Origin of the sequence: Peribacillus simplex, assembly GCF_001542915.1 — a bacterium.
Lineage (GTDB): Bacteria > Bacillota > Bacilli > Bacillales > DSM-1321 > Peribacillus > Peribacillus simplex_B.
Genome location: NZ_LNNH01000019.1, coordinates 92876 through 106966 on the forward strand (window position 1 = coordinate 92876; position 14091 = coordinate 106966).

At 44.2% G+C, this 14091-nt stretch carries 18 protein-coding genes; 3 read left to right on the forward strand and 15 right to left on the reverse strand.

What is annotated here, in order from left to right; all coding sequences use genetic code 11:
- Positions 1 to 146 precede the first annotated feature (146 nt).
- Complete coding sequence (locus AS888_RS11225) at positions 147 to 461, forward strand: hypothetical protein (protein WP_061142241.1); 315 nt, start codon at positions 147 to 149, stop codon at positions 459 to 461.
- A gap of 374 nt (positions 462 to 835) precedes the next feature.
- Here the strand turns inward: AS888_RS11225 and AS888_RS11230 are convergent, their stop codons facing one another.
- The 5 genes from AS888_RS11230 to AS888_RS11250 all read right to left on the reverse strand — a co-directional run bounded on the left by AS888_RS11230 (position 836) and on the right by AS888_RS11250 (position 5064).
- The gene (locus AS888_RS11230) at positions 836 to 1348 is read right to left on the reverse strand and encodes a MogA/MoaB family molybdenum cofactor biosynthesis protein (RefSeq protein ID WP_061142324.1); all 513 of its coding nucleotides are present in this window, start codon (positions 1346 to 1348) and stop codon (positions 836 to 838) included.
- Positions 1348 to 2187 (reverse strand): EcsC family protein, encoded by an 840-nt coding sequence (locus AS888_RS11235; RefSeq protein ID WP_061142242.1) that lies wholly within the window; start codon positions 2185 to 2187, stop codon positions 1348 to 1350. Before AS888_RS11235 ends, AS888_RS11230 begins: the two co-directional genes overlap by 1 nt.
- Positions 2188 to 2399: 212 nt before the next feature.
- On the reverse strand, positions 2400 to 3617 hold the full coding sequence (locus tag AS888_RS11240; RefSeq protein ID WP_061142243.1) for an acetate kinase: 1218 nt from the start codon (positions 3615 to 3617) through the stop codon (positions 2400 to 2402).
- A gap of 188 nt (positions 3618 to 3805) precedes the next feature.
- On the reverse strand, positions 3806 to 4792 hold the full coding sequence (locus AS888_RS11245; protein ID WP_061142244.1) for a class I SAM-dependent methyltransferase: 987 nt from the start codon (positions 4790 to 4792) through the stop codon (positions 3806 to 3808).
- Between the two features lie 77 nt (positions 4793 to 4869).
- Positions 4870 to 5064, reverse strand: a complete 195-nt coding sequence (locus AS888_RS11250) for a hypothetical protein (protein ID WP_061142245.1) — start codon at positions 5062 to 5064, stop codon at positions 4870 to 4872.
- Positions 5065 to 5144: 80 nt separating this feature from the next.
- Here AS888_RS11250 and AS888_RS11255 point away from each other — a divergent pair, with 80 nt between their 5' ends.
- Positions 5145 to 5450, forward strand: a complete 306-nt coding sequence (locus AS888_RS11255) for a hypothetical protein (protein ID WP_061142246.1) — start codon at positions 5145 to 5147, stop codon at positions 5448 to 5450.
- Positions 5451 to 5645: 195 nt separating this feature from the next.
- Here AS888_RS11255 and tpx read toward each other — a convergent pair whose 3' ends face one another.
- The 5 genes from tpx to sppA all read right to left on the reverse strand — a co-directional run bounded on the left by tpx (position 5646) and on the right by sppA (position 9136).
- A complete protein-coding gene (tpx, locus tag AS888_RS11260) occupies positions 5646 to 6146 on the reverse strand; it encodes a thiol peroxidase (protein WP_061142247.1) in 501 nt (166 codons plus the stop codon).
- 172 nt (positions 6147 to 6318) lie between these two features.
- Positions 6319 to 6783, reverse strand: coding sequence for a GerW family sporulation protein (gene ytfJ / locus AS888_RS11265; protein ID WP_061142248.1), 465 nt, complete (start codon positions 6781 to 6783; stop codon positions 6319 to 6321).
- Between the two features lie 14 nt (positions 6784 to 6797).
- Positions 6798 to 7490, reverse strand: coding sequence for a DUF2953 domain-containing protein (locus AS888_RS11270; RefSeq protein ID WP_061142249.1), 693 nt, complete (start codon positions 7488 to 7490; stop codon positions 6798 to 6800).
- Positions 7491 to 7585: 95 nt separating this feature from the next.
- On the reverse strand, positions 7586 to 8122 hold the full coding sequence (locus tag AS888_RS11275) for an RDD family protein (RefSeq protein WP_185113075.1): 537 nt from the start codon (positions 8120 to 8122) through the stop codon (positions 7586 to 7588).
- Between the two features lie 12 nt (positions 8123 to 8134).
- Positions 8135 to 9136 (reverse strand): signal peptide peptidase SppA, encoded by a 1002-nt coding sequence (gene sppA, locus AS888_RS11280; protein ID WP_061142250.1) that lies wholly within the window; start codon positions 9134 to 9136, stop codon positions 8135 to 8137.
- 466 nt (positions 9137 to 9602) lie between these two features.
- Here sppA and AS888_RS11285 point away from each other — a divergent pair, with 466 nt between their 5' ends.
- Positions 9603 to 10406 (forward strand): NAD kinase, encoded by an 804-nt coding sequence (locus tag AS888_RS11285; RefSeq protein ID WP_232732428.1) that lies wholly within the window; start codon positions 9603 to 9605, stop codon positions 10404 to 10406.
- 42 nt (positions 10407 to 10448) lie between these two features.
- Here the strand turns inward: AS888_RS11285 and AS888_RS11290 are convergent, their stop codons facing one another.
- From AS888_RS11290 to AS888_RS11310, 5 genes are read right to left on the reverse strand one after another with little or no spacing between them, the layout of a single operon-like run.
- The gene (locus AS888_RS11290; protein ID WP_061142252.1) at positions 10449 to 11219 is read right to left on the reverse strand and encodes a TatD family hydrolase; all 771 of its coding nucleotides are present in this window, start codon (positions 11217 to 11219) and stop codon (positions 10449 to 10451) included.
- A gap of 19 nt (positions 11220 to 11238) precedes the next feature.
- Positions 11239 to 11991: an ABC transporter ATP-binding protein gene (locus AS888_RS11295; RefSeq protein ID WP_061142253.1), complete on the reverse strand. Its 753-nt coding sequence runs from the start codon at positions 11989 to 11991 to the stop codon at positions 11239 to 11241.
- Positions 11966 to 12748 (reverse strand): ABC transporter permease, encoded by a 783-nt coding sequence (locus AS888_RS11300; RefSeq protein WP_061142254.1) that lies wholly within the window; start codon positions 12746 to 12748, stop codon positions 11966 to 11968. Before AS888_RS11300 ends, AS888_RS11295 begins: the two co-directional genes overlap by 26 nt.
- Entirely contained in the window at positions 12745 to 13029 is a 285-nt protein-coding gene (locus AS888_RS11305; RefSeq protein WP_061142255.1) for a thiamine-binding protein, read from the reverse strand. Before AS888_RS11305 ends, AS888_RS11300 begins: the two co-directional genes overlap by 4 nt.
- Positions 13030 to 13040: 11 nt before the next feature.
- Entirely contained in the window at positions 13041 to 14045 is a 1005-nt protein-coding gene (locus AS888_RS11310; RefSeq protein ID WP_061142256.1) for an ABC transporter substrate-binding protein, read from the reverse strand.
- Positions 14046 to 14091 lie beyond the last annotated feature (46 nt).

Below are 14091 nucleotides of genomic sequence, written 5' to 3' on the forward strand. Positions count from 1 at the left end.
TTTATCATTTTTATAAAAGGAATACAAGGGGTATTTTGAAGATTTAGCTAAAAATTCCGTTCCAATTATCAAGCCCATCATACATTGGATGCATCCGGTGGAATATAGTAAACTAAGAGTATGAAAAACTTAAAAGTGGAGGGAATATGAAAGAGTTATTTACTTATGATGAACGGCTCGGCATCGACATTCCTGATTTGAACCTGGAATGGGATGAATATACGAAAGGCGAGCAGCAGCAAATACTCGTGCATTGGGAAAATATCCGGGGGAGCATCCCTGACCGGATCAAGGACCTGGAAACAACCATTAACCGGAAGCAGAACCAGCTCTCCGATGAGAGTGATTTCGCCTCATCCTGCCAGCTCAATTCCGAAATTGCCGACCTGGCATCCATCATCAATGACTTATGGCTTTGGTACCGTGCCAATCAAGGCGTTAGTGAGAAGATGCATAATTAGGGGCTTATCTATGCAAAAAAGGTCACAGGATAATGAAGTACCCTACAGGATAGACACTTTTAAAAAAGTCCATCCTGTAGGGTACTTTTGTTTTTATAATAAGAAAACACTCTTTGGATCGAACTTATAAAATAGTACAGACAACTCACTTCCGACATGCATCCATACGAAGATAGAATTCCGTTTGCCCACAGATTTGGAGGATTTGCACTTAGAACGTTCCACTCTCTCTTCAGGCGCGATGTGAAAAGCCAGGAGAGGGAAGTGAAATCTAAAAAAGATGCCGCCTGCAAAGTACAGACCGCATCTCCTTCAAGTTTCCTAGTTTTTGTTAAAGCTCCCTATACAAAGGGAATAGATTTCATAGGAAACTTTTATAAATCTTTCCTGAGTTCACCGACGACATGCCCCAATTCCGGAAGAATCAATTTATTCATCGCAAGCCGCACCGCACCTGATGAGCCAGGTGTCGAAAAAACCGCTTTATCGTGCACGATTCCGGCAACGGCCCTCGATAATAGCGCTGCCGACCCGATGTCCTCCTGATAGCTGAGCATACGGAAAAGCTCGCCGAAACCGGGAATTTCCTTGGACATCAATTCTTTGACCGCCTCGATCGTTACATCCCTTTTGGCGATTCCCGTGCCGCCGTTCGTCAAGATGACGTCTACCTTGCCGCTTCGACATGCGGCTGTAACCGCTGCTTGTATCACATCTTTTTCATCTTTTACAATTTCGTAATTTGTCACTTCATGCCCATTCGCTTTCAATAATTCCATCATCAGTGCGCCGCTTTTATCCGTTTCTTCATTCCGCGTATCGCTAACGGTTATCACCATGCAGCGAATGGCCTCTTTAATCGCTTTTTTATGAATATTGACGCTCATCATCCATCAGCCTTCTTCTCCAGTAAATAACGATATTGATAAAACTTCTGGGCAAATTCACTGACACTCCGGGTCATTTGGTAATTCGCTCCTGCCCCGATGGCGATGCTGATGAACGGAATGCCCCGAACCAGTTTTTGGCGGAAAACCGTGATCGATAACGCCTTCAACAGCTGCTTTAATGGCTGTTCCATCCAAGTCGGATTTGTCAGCTCTTCAATTCCCAAGTAAAAATAATCATCTTCTGCAGTTTGGATTTCATGGATCAATTCTTCCCATGCTATTCCCTGAAGTCTCTTTGGCATCGCCCCTGCATTGAATACCTTAAGTGCGACCATCATTTCGAAGGGAGTATTCACCTCGAAGCCATAGGACATGGCGATCAGCTGCACAGTCCGGATATTGATGACCGTCATCGCCGGTAGATCACTCCCTAGTAAAAGCAGGCCTCCTGATCCACTTATCCCCCCTTGTGCAAAGGAGTATAAACGATGCTTGGCAATATGCTGGTTCGCTATGTAATTCAACTGGTCCATCGATAAGAGATTCATGTCACCAAGCGTTTCGATTTCCTCATTGAAAACGCGTGCCGATGCCAGAATCCGCTCCCTTGCATCTATTTGAATTTGTGAGCTCTGTACCATGGCATGCAAATGAAAAAGCCATGTATCAAGCTTATCAAAAAACTGTTGCTGAACGTTTTCAGGCAGCAGTGAAAACCCCTGCTCCAGCCACTTATCATACAATGCAGCAAGATCCGTCGGCTCATATTGATAAAGATTTTCTTGCCATTCATTAATTTCATTCCAAACTTTCATTTCCCGGTTGGTGAATTCCATGCATCAAGCCTCCTATGTACTAAAATTGGTGGATTCTCCCTTAAGTATACCATATACGACGGTTTTTCAAGAATGGGAGGATGGTTCGTCCCGCCTTTTACGGGAGTGGTACAGGGGGAAAACAGCGGGGTGAATATATCTTCTGATTCATCGAGGAGAAAAAAAAGATTCCCTTACCGGAAAGAATGGCAAGGGAATCTCTTATCAGAAAATCAGGAAGGCATGTTTTCGGCTTTGCCGTTTAAAGCAACCTTCATCGTATCCCTGACGATCATGATTTCTTCATTGGTCGGGATGACCATCACTTTCACTGGTGAATACGGTGAATTGATGAACGCTTCCTTACCTGAAGAGGTACGATTAAGGTCTCTATCCCAGTAAACACCCATGAATTCAAGCCCCTCCAAGATCCGTGCTCTAATGGCCTGACTGTTTTCACCGATGCCGGCTGTGAAAATGATGCCATCCACTCCACCCATTTTTGCTGAATAGGAACCAATATATTTGTGAATCCTGCCTGCAAACACTTCAAGGGCCAGTTTGGCTCTTTCATTGCCTTTGTCCGCTTCGACTTGGATATCGCGCAGGTCGCTGGAAAAACCGGAAAGGGCCAACATACCGCTTTGCTGATTCAAGACATCCAGCACTTCATCAGCTGTCTTACCTGTTTTTTCCATGATATACGGAATCAGCGCAGGGTCGATATTACCTGAACGTGTCCCCATTGTCACACCTGCCAATGGTGTGAAGCCCATCGATGTATCCATCGACTTGCCGCCTTTTATGGCCGTAATGCTGGCACCGTTCCCTAGATGGCAGGATATCAAGCGAAGCTGTTCGAGCGGGCGGCCGATCATTTTTGCGGCCCGTTGGGAAACATATTTATGGGAAGTCCCATGGAACCCGTACTTCCTTATTCCATAGTCTTCATAATATTCAAAGGGCAAGCTATACATATATGAACTTGCAGGCATCGTCTGGTGGAAGGCCGTATCGAATACCGCAACAGCAGGTACATCACCTAATATTTGCCTGAAGGCTTTGATTCCCGTGCTATTGGCAGGGTTATGGAGTGGTGCCAACTCTGATAGCCGATCGATTTCCTTGATCACTTCCTCGGTGATCAGGACCGAATCACTGAACACCTCACCGCCATGCACCACACGATGTCCAACGCCATCTATTTCTTCAAAGGAGTCAATGATGCGGTGGTGGATCAGCTTTTCCAGCAATATCCCTACCGCCACTTCATGATTGGGTATATCGATCGTTTCGGAAACATTTTCGCCATCGACACTCAAAGTAAAAGTGGAGTTTTTCAAGCCAATCCTTTCCACGAGACCTTTTGTAATGACTTGTTCATCAGGCATCTCAAAAAGCTGAAATTTCAATGAAGAGCTGCCTGCATTTATTGCAATGATTTTTGACATCCTTCCTGCTCCTTTACTCTAAGCTAGTCTACATTTTCTTATGGTTCCCTAAAAAGAAAAATGCAGTATATAGTACAATCTTATCATGGCAGGTGCATACTACCAAATAAAAAGGGGAGGTAAAAAATAACCAACGCAGGATATACAAAAAAATGAAAGCCAATGCGAAATGCATCAGCTTTCATTTATTATTTTTCCGATTTGAACCAATCATCCATCTGCTGCATGACAGAACTTGTCGCTTCGAAATCCGAAAGCTTCGGAAGTTGTACGAGCAATGCCTTCTTCGGCGCTTCGATACCTTCTTTTTTCTTTTGAAGGATCAGGATGCTTTTCGCTGCCGCTTCATTTTTAAACATGGAAAGAGGCAGTTGCACCATTCCTTGGATATGGGTATGTTTTTTCAGGAAGTCATTGAGTTTCGGCGCTTCTTCCGACACGAACAAGTTATTCGGGACGATGAAGAAAAGATGTCCCCCATCCTTCACATGTTTAACGCTCTGCTCGATAAACAAATGGTGGGCATATGAATGTCCCTCTCCCGCCTTCAACTCATAATCGGACGCCCGTATATCATTCGGGTAGTAACCAATCGGCAAATCGCTGACGACGACATCGGAAGGATCGATGAAAAGCGGTTCCAAGCTGTCCTGATTGAAGAATTCAAGCGGGTGTTCTTGCAGGTTGGCACCTGCATACGCTAGCTTGATCAACGTTTCGTCAATCTCGACGCCATATGAAGCGATGTTTTTATCAGGCAATTGATTCAAGATCGCAAATAACAAATTCCCTGTTCCAACGGCGGGGTCAAGCATGATCAGCTCTTTTTGATCCTTGGTGAATTTACCGACTAAATAACTGACGAACATGCCGACTGCATCAGGGGTCATTTGATGATTCGGTTGCACGCTCTGCTGCATGCCCTTTAATATAGCAAGCTGATACGCTTTACGAATGGCTTCCTTTTCATATTGTTCAGGTGAAAAGTCGGCATAATGCTTCATTAACCTTTTCTTCGATACTTCACTCAATTCCTCCTGCAGGACTTTCCCTTGGAAGAAATTCTCGCCCGTTTCACCTAGGGCATCAAGGTACGTACATGATAATTCACCTTGCAATATCTGGGCTGTTTCATTGAATTCATTAAATAATTGTTCGACTGGGGTAGACTTCACTTGTTAATTCCTCCTGTTTGCTTCTGTCCCTATTTTAAAGGTAAGAACAAAGAGATACAAGCCGGAGACCCTAGCAATCATCCTTGGTTGTAATTCTTACGTTGCTTTCCGCCCCGAATGTACACGAAGAAGGAATTTTGATTGTCCTGAATGGGGCTTTGATCGTTCCATTGCACTGCAGGCGCTCGCTTATCCAGAGGCGGCTCACGGACCCGTTTCATTCCGCCCTGAGTGAAAACAAGCTTTATATTTCCATTTACTAACAGATCCAAAAAATTGCCCCATATTTTTTATTACTGGGAAAGGCTCCATGAATGCCCAAACAGCGTACTATACATGAGGTGGTGATTATATGGATAATCAAAATCAATACTATCATGGGCCGGTTAATCCGATAAATCAGCAACATGATATACAATCAGCAGAAGAATTCAACAGGCAACAACAAGGGTTTCAACAAGGGTTTCGGCAAGGATATCGCCAAGGGTATCGACAAGGGTATAGAGATGGATATCGGGCAGGGCAACAAGCAGGTGGGCATTACCCAAGGCAAATGCCGGCTTGGCCTAATGAAGTTGATATAAAAATCGGTACACCTAATGGTCAAGAGTGGTATGGTAAGATTGTTTTACCACTGAATGGTGAGAATTCAGACTAACTAAATCGGCATATTGAACCTAAAAAACCGTATAACAGAACACGCAAAGATGATTATGCTAACTGCATCCACATTGAAAATCAGGGCCTAGAAAGGCTGTTGTCCACTTTAACGACAAGCTGTTTATCAACAAGAGAAAATCAACATAAAAAAAGAACCGGGCCCATTGCGCCCGGTTCTTTTAGAATTCACAGCTTATTTTGATGCTTTGGCCGCTTCGATTGCACCTTCGTAATTTGGATGGTTCGTACCCTCGCTCACATATTCCACATAAGTGATTTCATCAGAACTGTTCACGACGAATACAGAGCGTGCCAGAAGACGTAGTTCTTGCATGACCACACCATACGCTTCACCGAAGGAAAGGTCACGGTGATCGGAAAGAACTTGAACATTATCCAATCCGCTCGCAGCGCACCAGCGTTTTTGTGCGAAAGGAAGATCGTTGCTGATCGTCAATACTTTCACATTGTCCAATTTTGCCGCTTCTTCATTGAATTTTCGTGTTTGTGCATCACATACACCTGTATCCACTGAAGGAACCACACTGATAATGCGGACAGTACCTTTGGAGTCGCTTAATGTAACGGGTGATAAATCATTGGCCAATACAGTAAAATCAGGAGCCTTGTCCCCAACTTTTAGTTCCTGTCCCACCAAAGTGACCGGGTTGTTTTTAAATGTAACTGAAGCCATTAAAAATTCCTCCTTTTTCTGCTATATGTACAAGCCTAATCATATTTGTTTTACCGAAATTTTGCAATTAATTGATTTGGGAATGTGGAAGTGTCCATGGCATTCACTCAAGCATGCCATCGTTCTAAGGCGATTCTTGCAAAAAGAAAACTCGGCGGATGCCGAGTCGCTTTTAGAAATCTAAGTCTTGTTTAGGTTCCTGGTATCTCGTTGCTGGCGGTTGACTTGCCCCTTGCTTTTGATTACTGTCCTTCTTGGCCAGCATGGACTGGATTTTATCGACGACCTGAGGTGCCAAATCCATCATTTTTTCAAGAAGATGCGTCCCTTCATCCAGATGAATCATCTTCACGCCATGGGAACCGACGATCAAAAAAGCAATCGGCGTTATCGAGACACCACCACCGCTACCGCCGCCAAATGGCTGTTTGGATTCACCTTGCTGTCCTTGATGATTGCCGTCAATCACGAATTCGCTGCCGCCTGCCGCAAAACCGAAGCCCACTTTTGACACGGTTAAAATGACACTTCCATCCGGAGTTTCAACCGGATCGCCGATGATCGTGTTCACATCGACCATTTCTTTCAGATTTTCCATCGCTTCTTTCATTAATCCTTGGATCGGATGATCTGACATCTAAATTCCTCCCTCTAGAACGATTGTTTATTGGAATCACCTGATAGCCTCGCTAAATTCCTGGACTTGAAATTCGCCTTCCTGCCTTTCCAATAACGAAGCAGTTTTATTCCAGTCCACATAGCCTGCCCGATTCTAAATTGTAATATGCAGGAAATTAACGTATTGGCCTGCCATCGCTGAAAGTCAGGCGTAACCGAATAGGAAGGCATGATTTGAAAATTCAAATAGGAGGTCAATAAGCCGATGATGGACCCCTTAAGCGCCCAGCATGCCCCCGTCAGCATACCGGTATGTGCGGCATTTTTAGTTCCGACCCTGCTGTGCCACACGAATTTTTTAACCTTGACCTTTCGTGTGAACTGCCGGACGATTCGATGAAAGCCGACTATATGCACAATCATCGTCCGGAGGTCAGCAAATCCGTCTCGTAAATTTTCTGGTGTGATTTTTTTCGTTTCTTCCTTTTTGCTTTCTTCCTTCCTTCCTTGTTCTTTCTTTACTGTTATCGCTGCAGACCCCTCATCCTTTTTAATGACAGGCACTTTGAACGTATAATGAAAAAGTCCAAACCAAGCTGATAATTTAATTTGTATTTGGTCATTTTTGTGAACATGCTCTAAGTCAATGTACACCTTTATTTTAGTGAACATAAGAAGAAGCAGCAGTAAAATGAGGCAACCTGCAATCAACAAAAGCCACTTCATGCATCCACACCCTTTTTGCCTTTCAGTATCGGCATATCCCCAAAAAAATAAACCTGCAAAAGCGAATATAACGCTCTTGCAGGTTCATGAAATACTTATCTTCTTACCAAGACCACACTTGTGTCTGCAAAGACATCATGCAAGGCCTGTTTCTTCGGCAGCAGTCCTGCCAAGAGATAGCCAATCCAGGTCACCTTTGAAATATAGCGTCCGATCAGTTCCCTAAATAATACCGTTCCCCAGGAAATGACCTTTGCCTCTTCCTTCAATGCCACGACCTTCAGGCCAAAAATCATTTTGCCCAAGGTTTGGTTCAAGAACTTGGTCATCAAAACAAAGTACAGGAAGAATACGATTCCCGTCAAGAAGCCCTCTGCGGAAAACCACAGATCATCTGTCCCTTCATAAAACTTGAAGATCGGATGAATCAAGATCCGATTCAAGCTTCCTATAACAAGCAGGTCCGCTAAATACGCCCAAAACCTCATCCAAAAACCAGCAAAGCAGACAGCTTTGAATTCCCTATCTAAGGGAACCTCCGCTGGTAATGAATCCGACTGAACGGGTCCATGCTGATTCTCCAATAAATCGGGTGAAGCGATTTGTTCATTGATTTCATTTCGTTCCGTCATCCTTCAGCCCCCCTATTCCGCATACAAATACATTAAGCGTGGAGAATTTGAAGAGGAAAGGATTTTTGTCAAGACTGCCGTTTCCACATCATTTCCCAACATTTTTTGCGCTCCCATACTGAATAACGAGCCGAATCCTGCCTCATCCGTGTAACGGATGACTTGAGCATCTTTTTCACCTATATCCTTTTTCATGGCGGCAATGACATCATCCAAATGGCCGAAATCATCTATTAAATGGTTTTCCTTCGCCTGACGCCCATCATATATGCGGCCATCGGCAATCTTCCTTACTTCCTGCTCGGACATACCCCGTCCGTCTGCAATGACCTTCACGAATTGATCATACGAGTTATTGATCATGTTTTGCAGTATATCTCGTTCCTCGTCCGTCATTTCCCTGGTCGGACTCATAATGTCCTTGTGCGGTCCGCTTTTGATCGTTTCGAACTCCACGCCATATTTCTTGGCCAGCTTCTCATAATTATATCCATGCATGATGACGCCGAGGGAGCCCGTCATCGTTTCCGGACTTGCATAAATCTTATCGGCCGGGGCTGAAATATAATAGCCACCCGAAGCGGCCATCGACCCCATCGAAACATAGACAGGTTTTTTCACTTTTTTAATATCCAGGATCTTGTCATAGATCTCTGCACTTTCGACGACACCGCCTCCAGGTGAATTCACCCGGAGGATAATTCCCTTGATATCATCATTTTCTTCTGCCATCTTCAGCTTATCCATGAAGGCTCGGTGATTATATGTTGCCGAACTTAGTAAGGATGCTTCTCCTGTATCCTGAATCGTCCCCTCTACATCGAATACGGCAATAACATTCGTGTAGTCTTCGCCTTCGATGATTTCTTCGTAAAATTCGCTTTCGGAAGCGAATAATTCATTAATGACACTTTCCGTATCAGCTGTAAAAAAAGTCGTAGCCGTCCCTACCAGAATAGAGACAAAAAATAAAACGGCTGCAATTCCTAATGCGGCCCAACGCTTTCCATTCATCTGTGTTCCCCCTTAACGATATGTATCCTTCTTACCATACGAATTGCATCCAAAAATGTTTCATTCCATGATAATCTAAGATAGTTAAAATTGTAGCAAATAATCCTCTAATTGGAAATGGGAGCCGCCCTTTGCACGCCTTTTTTCTTCCCCCTCTATATAAAATTCCTATCATCCCCACTCATGCCAACGGGAACTTGTTGGACACTTCCGTGAAATTTTTTTTGCTTTTCAGGCAGAGATGGCGACAGTTGAAAAGGGCTTCACGAGTAAAGTGCTCGAATTCATGATCTTTAATGAAAAGTGCACCAACATACTAAAATGTTTCATTCCATGATAAACTACTATGTATAAGTGCAGCACACCATTCTCTAAAATGGACGGACGAAGGCCCATATTGGCTTCATCGCTTCCTAATATAGAGAATATAGAAAGCCCTTTCATTACTATTATTATTAGGGGGATCATGATGAACACTCGAAGAAATATTTATTTTTTCCATGCATCAAGTTCAGAAATGCAAAACAAGGTCGAACATCTTGCAGAGTTGGCCAACCAGAACGACTATGAGGTCGTCCAAGATTTCACAAAAGCTAACATTATCGTGAGCATTGGTGATGACGGTACCTTTTTACAGGCGGTACGTAAAACCGGCTTCAGGGACGATTGTTTATATGCCGGCATTTCCACTACCGGAAATTTGAATATGTACTGCGATTTCCATCTAGAAGATACAGACAAAATGATTGATGCGATGACAAGAGAGCAAATCGAGGTTCGTAAATATCCAACGATCGAGATTCAATTGGACGAACAGCCTCCTTTTTATGCCCTCAATGAACTGAGTATCCGGACTTCGATTACGAAGACGTTCATCATGGATATTTTTATCGATCAAATTCATTTCGAAACCTTCCGCGGGGATGGAATCATCATTGCGACCCCTACCGGAAGCACCGCCTACAATAAGTCGGTGAATGGCGCCGTCGTGGATCCGCTCCTCCCTTGTTTTCAGGTGAGCGAGCTCGCTTCCATCAATAATAATACCTATCGGACCCTCGGGTCTTCATTTATACTAAGCAGCGATAGAACCTTGACTGTTCAACTTGAACAAAATGGTCCAAGCTATCCGATCGTCGGACTTGATAATGAAGCCTTGAGCATCAGCCATGTCGGAAGGGTAAAGGTCCGCTTAAGCGGCAAAGTGATCAAAACCGTCAAGCTAAAGGATAACTCTTTTTGGGAAAAGGTAAAAAGGACCTTTCTCTAAAAAACCTATAAAAAGGTGCCAGATATTAGCTCTGGCACCTTTTTATATTTCATAAAAATCCTTGGTGTTTCGATAAAGGGTTTCATACACTTGGTCGACCGGCAAGCCTTTGATCGAAGCGATGTGACGCACACCCTCATGGATCATGCCAGGATGTGTCGATTTCCCCTTGAATTCTCCTTCGAACTCCCATGGTCCATCCGTTTCAACCATCATCAGCTCAAGCGGATATAGAGACACTAAATCCCTTATTTCTCTTTCATAGCAAACATCCGGGGTGATGGAAATGCGGTATCCATTTCGGATCATCCTAGCAATCGTTTGGCCATCGCCTTTAAACCAATGAAAATGTGCCTTTCTGATATCGTGCTTCTCCAATAGGTCGCATACGATGGGAGCATCCTCATATACGGCATGAAGGATTACCGGTTTATCGATTTCTTTTGCAAAAGCAAGAAGCCTATCCAATATCTTTATGTATCCTGCCAACTCGATAGCTTGATTTTCCTGCCTTAAGTAAAAGGGAAGCCCAATCTCCCCTACAGCCACCATATTGTGCTGGTGTGCCTGCATCCAATTCAATAATTCCATCATTTCCTGTTCACTAGGAAGGGGCTGTTCGGGATGAAACCCGAAGGCTGGCTTAATTCGTGAATCTTTGCGTGATAGCTGGTCATTTATGATGGAAGATTCCAAATCCATGGAAACCGTCAGCAGTGACTCCACCTGCACCTTTTCCATATCCGCGAGTATTTGCTCCTGCCCCCTTCCATCATATTGATCAAAATGGATATGGCTGTCGATGATTTTCATGCTTCATACCCTCCTTGGCTTATGTAGTGAAGGTTGGCTTCAGTGCGGCATATAATTCCCGTTTCAACTGAAAGAATTCATCACTGAGAAGCTGTTCTTCCTTCCTTGGCCTTGGAAATGGAACGACAACCTCCTTGATGACAGAAGCCGGTTTGGATGATAACACGTATATCCTATCGGAAAGGAACACCGCTTCATCGATGCTATGTGTAACGAAAAGCACCGACCGCCGATATTCCTCCCAAAATGACATCAGCCATTTTTGCATCTGCACCCTAGTCAGTTCATCCAAAGCGGAAAAGGGTTCGTCAAGGCACATTAAATCCTGAGGGCTCAAGATGCTACGGATAAATGCGGCCCTTTGCTTCATGCCGCCGGATAATTCGTGCGGATATGCTTGTTCATACTCTCCCAACCCTGCTTTGATCAACAAGGCCTTGGCTCTTTTTTTGTCTTTAACCCCGGCAAGTTCACTTCCTAGCAGGACATTTTCCATAACCGTTCTCCAAGGTAATAGCGAGGGCTGTTGGGGCATATAGCTTATATGGCCTTTTAAGCCATTTATTTTCTTTCCGTCGAGTAAAATGTCGCCATGGTCCGGCTTCAAAATGCCGCCGGTCAAGTGAAACAAGGTACTTTTTCCACTGCCGGATGGTCCAAGGATCGTGACGAATTCCCCTTCCCCCACATGAACATTCAGCTTCTCTAAAATATTCTGTTTACCATCAAAGGAATAGGAAACGTCTTTAATTTCCAGATGCATGCTTTTCATCCTCCTTCCGCTTCCATGAAACAAGGTACCTCTCCAGTAGGGTGATGATTCCAAAAAAGAGCAGGCTCATTCCCATAATGATGAAAATGGCTACAAACACCCGATCGGTCCTGAACGCCGAGGAGGCGAGTGTCATATATACGCCAATCCCGGATTTCGCCCCGAGCCACTCCGAAATGACTGCACCCATTACACTATAGGTCGCCGAGATTTTGAGGCCGGAGAAAATGGACGGAATCGAGTGGGGAAGTTCGAGCTTCCAAAACAACTGTCTGTTTCCCGCTCCCATCATCTTAAAATAATGCTTGAGTTCATACGGTGTCTGGCGCAGGCCATCCAATGAGGCAACGGCAACCGGAAAAAAGCATACAAGGGAAATGACGATGAGCTTAGGCAGCATCCCAAAGCCAAACCAGATCACTAAAAGCGGTGCCAGCACGATGATGGGAATATTCTGTGACAAAATGAGCAAGGGATAGACGGCATCTTTCACACCTGAAAACAGATGTAAGGCCGCAGCAATCAATAAGCCGATACAGCTTCCAATTAAAAAACCGGATATCGCAAGCTCGGTCGTTGATAATAGGTGTCCCAATAGATTATGAAAAGACTCGATTCCTTCAATGAAAATGGCAGATGGAGCAGGAAGCAGCCATTTTTCGATTTTCAATATCGCTGTCGCTGACTCCCATGCGATCAGCAGCAATACTAAAAGAAAGAAGGGAGCCCCCTTCTTCCAAATCCTTCTTCCGATCATGCCCGATACTTCTCCGTCAACGTATCCATCGTGATCCCGCTCGGCTGATATAATATTTTGACTTGGGAAATGACATTCGGCGAACCTAGTTCAATCATTCTTTGATTCATTTTTTCTATCACCGCAAATAGCTGGGAAAGCTCGCCCTCCATGGTTGTTTCCAGGGGGTGAACCTCGTATTTGACACCTGATTCATCTATGATCTTGATTGCTTCATCGACTAAAGGAATGACATTCTCACCTTTAGGAATAATTTGTATACTGATTAAAGAACTGGCCATTTTTTTTCCTCCTAATTAGGTAAAAATTCGTTGGTAAACGCCTCTTCAGGTTTAAAATCACCTTCAAGAAGCTTATTTTCTCTCATCCAATCACTGTAATTCTTCCATATATCAAGCTTTTGTTCACCCCAGCGCGGAGCATCATCCTGATATTTATCCGCAAGCCACGCCTGGCTCTTCCTCACTAGTTTGGCATCCAGGTCCGGAGCGGCCTTCATTAAAATGTCCGCTGCCGCATCGGGATCATCAATCGCAAACTGATACCCTTCAGAAGCTGCATGAACGAATGCCTTAACCGTTTCTGGATCTTCTTTGATCAGCTTTTCGTTCGTTGTCAGAACAGGCGTATAGTAATCGAGCTTATCCGAGTAATCGGTCAAGTAAATCATATTCAGCTTTTCATTTCTCAGCTCGGCCTCGACACCTGTCCATCCATAATAAATCCAGGCGAAGTCTACATCCCTTTTAACTGAAGTGAAAAAATCAGCATCCCCTGTATTGACGATATCGACTTTATTTACATCCGCATTTTCTTTTTTCATGAGCGAATCCATGATGGCCTTTTCTACCGGTGACCCCCAGCCACCATATGTCTTCCCTTCAAAATCCTTAGGGGATTTAATGTTTTTATCCGCTGGAGATGCGAATCCAGAGGTATTATGCTGGATGACTGCAGCCAGTGAAACGATCGGCACACCTTGGACGCGGGCCTGGGTAATGCCTTCCTGGTAGCTTACGCCAAATTCGGATTTCCCGGAGGCCACCAGCTTATCCGCACCGGCTTCACCTGGCATGATGATATCGACATCCAATCCTTGTTCTTTAAAATACCCCTTTTCCTTGGCTACATACAATCCTGTATGGTTTGTATTCGGTGTCCAATCGAGAACGACCGATACTTTTTTCAATCCTTCATTATCTTCCTTTTTTGTTGCTTCATCTTTTTCGTTCGTTCCGCCGGCGCCACATCCAGCTAAAAGGAACAACGAAGTCAGCAATGGCAAAAATTTATTCAAGCGGGTATCCTCCTACTCATCGTATAAGATCCACATGCAGGTATAT

What these genes read in the sequence shown, in the direction of transcription:
- AS888_RS11290 (WP_061142252.1), bottom strand. Translation starts at nt 11,219, where the DNA reads ATGAAAATCATCGACAGCCATATCCATTTTGATCAATATGATGGAAGG.
- AS888_RS11285 (WP_232732428.1), top strand. Translation starts at nt 9,603, where the DNA reads ATGATGAACACTCGAAGAAATATTTATTTTTTCCATGCATCAAGTTCA.
- AS888_RS11255 (WP_061142246.1), top strand. Translation starts at nt 5,145, where the DNA reads ATGGATAATCAAAATCAATACTATCATGGGCCGGTTAATCCGATAAAT.
- AS888_RS11235 (WP_061142242.1), bottom strand. Translation starts at nt 2,187, where the DNA reads ATGGAATTCACCAACCGGGAAATGAAAGTTTGGAATGAAATTAATGAA.
- AS888_RS11225 (WP_061142241.1), top strand. Translation starts at nt 147, where the DNA reads ATGAAAGAGTTATTTACTTATGATGAACGGCTCGGCATCGACATTCCT.
- tpx (WP_061142247.1), bottom strand. Translation starts at nt 6,146, where the DNA reads ATGGCTTCAGTTACATTTAAAAACAACCCGGTCACTTTGGTGGGACAG.
- AS888_RS11230 (WP_061142324.1), bottom strand. Translation starts at nt 1,348, where the DNA reads ATGAGCGTCAATATTCATAAAAAAGCGATTAAAGAGGCCATTCGCTGC.
- ytfJ (WP_061142248.1), bottom strand. Translation starts at nt 6,783, where the DNA reads ATGTCAGATCATCCGATCCAAGGATTAATGAAAGAAGCGATGGAAAAT.
- AS888_RS11295 (WP_061142253.1), bottom strand. Translation starts at nt 11,991, where the DNA reads ATGAAAAGCATGCATCTGGAAATTAAAGACGTTTCCTATTCCTTTGAT.
- AS888_RS11300 (WP_061142254.1), bottom strand. Translation starts at nt 12,748, where the DNA reads ATGATCGGAAGAAGGATTTGGAAGAAGGGGGCTCCCTTCTTTCTTTTA.
- AS888_RS11270 (WP_061142249.1), bottom strand. Translation starts at nt 7,490, where the DNA reads ATGAAGTGGCTTTTGTTGATTGCAGGTTGCCTCATTTTACTGCTGCTT.
- AS888_RS11240 (WP_061142243.1), bottom strand. Translation starts at nt 3,617, where the DNA reads ATGTCAAAAATCATTGCAATAAATGCAGGCAGCTCTTCATTGAAATTT.
- sppA (WP_061142250.1), bottom strand. Translation starts at nt 9,136, where the DNA reads ATGAATGGAAAGCGTTGGGCCGCATTAGGAATTGCAGCCGTTTTATTT.
- AS888_RS11275 (WP_185113075.1), bottom strand. Translation starts at nt 8,122, where the DNA reads ATGACGGAACGAAATGAAATCAATGAACAAATCGCTTCACCCGATTTA.
- AS888_RS11305 (WP_061142255.1), bottom strand. Translation starts at nt 13,029, where the DNA reads ATGGCCAGTTCTTTAATCAGTATACAAATTATTCCTAAAGGTGAGAAT.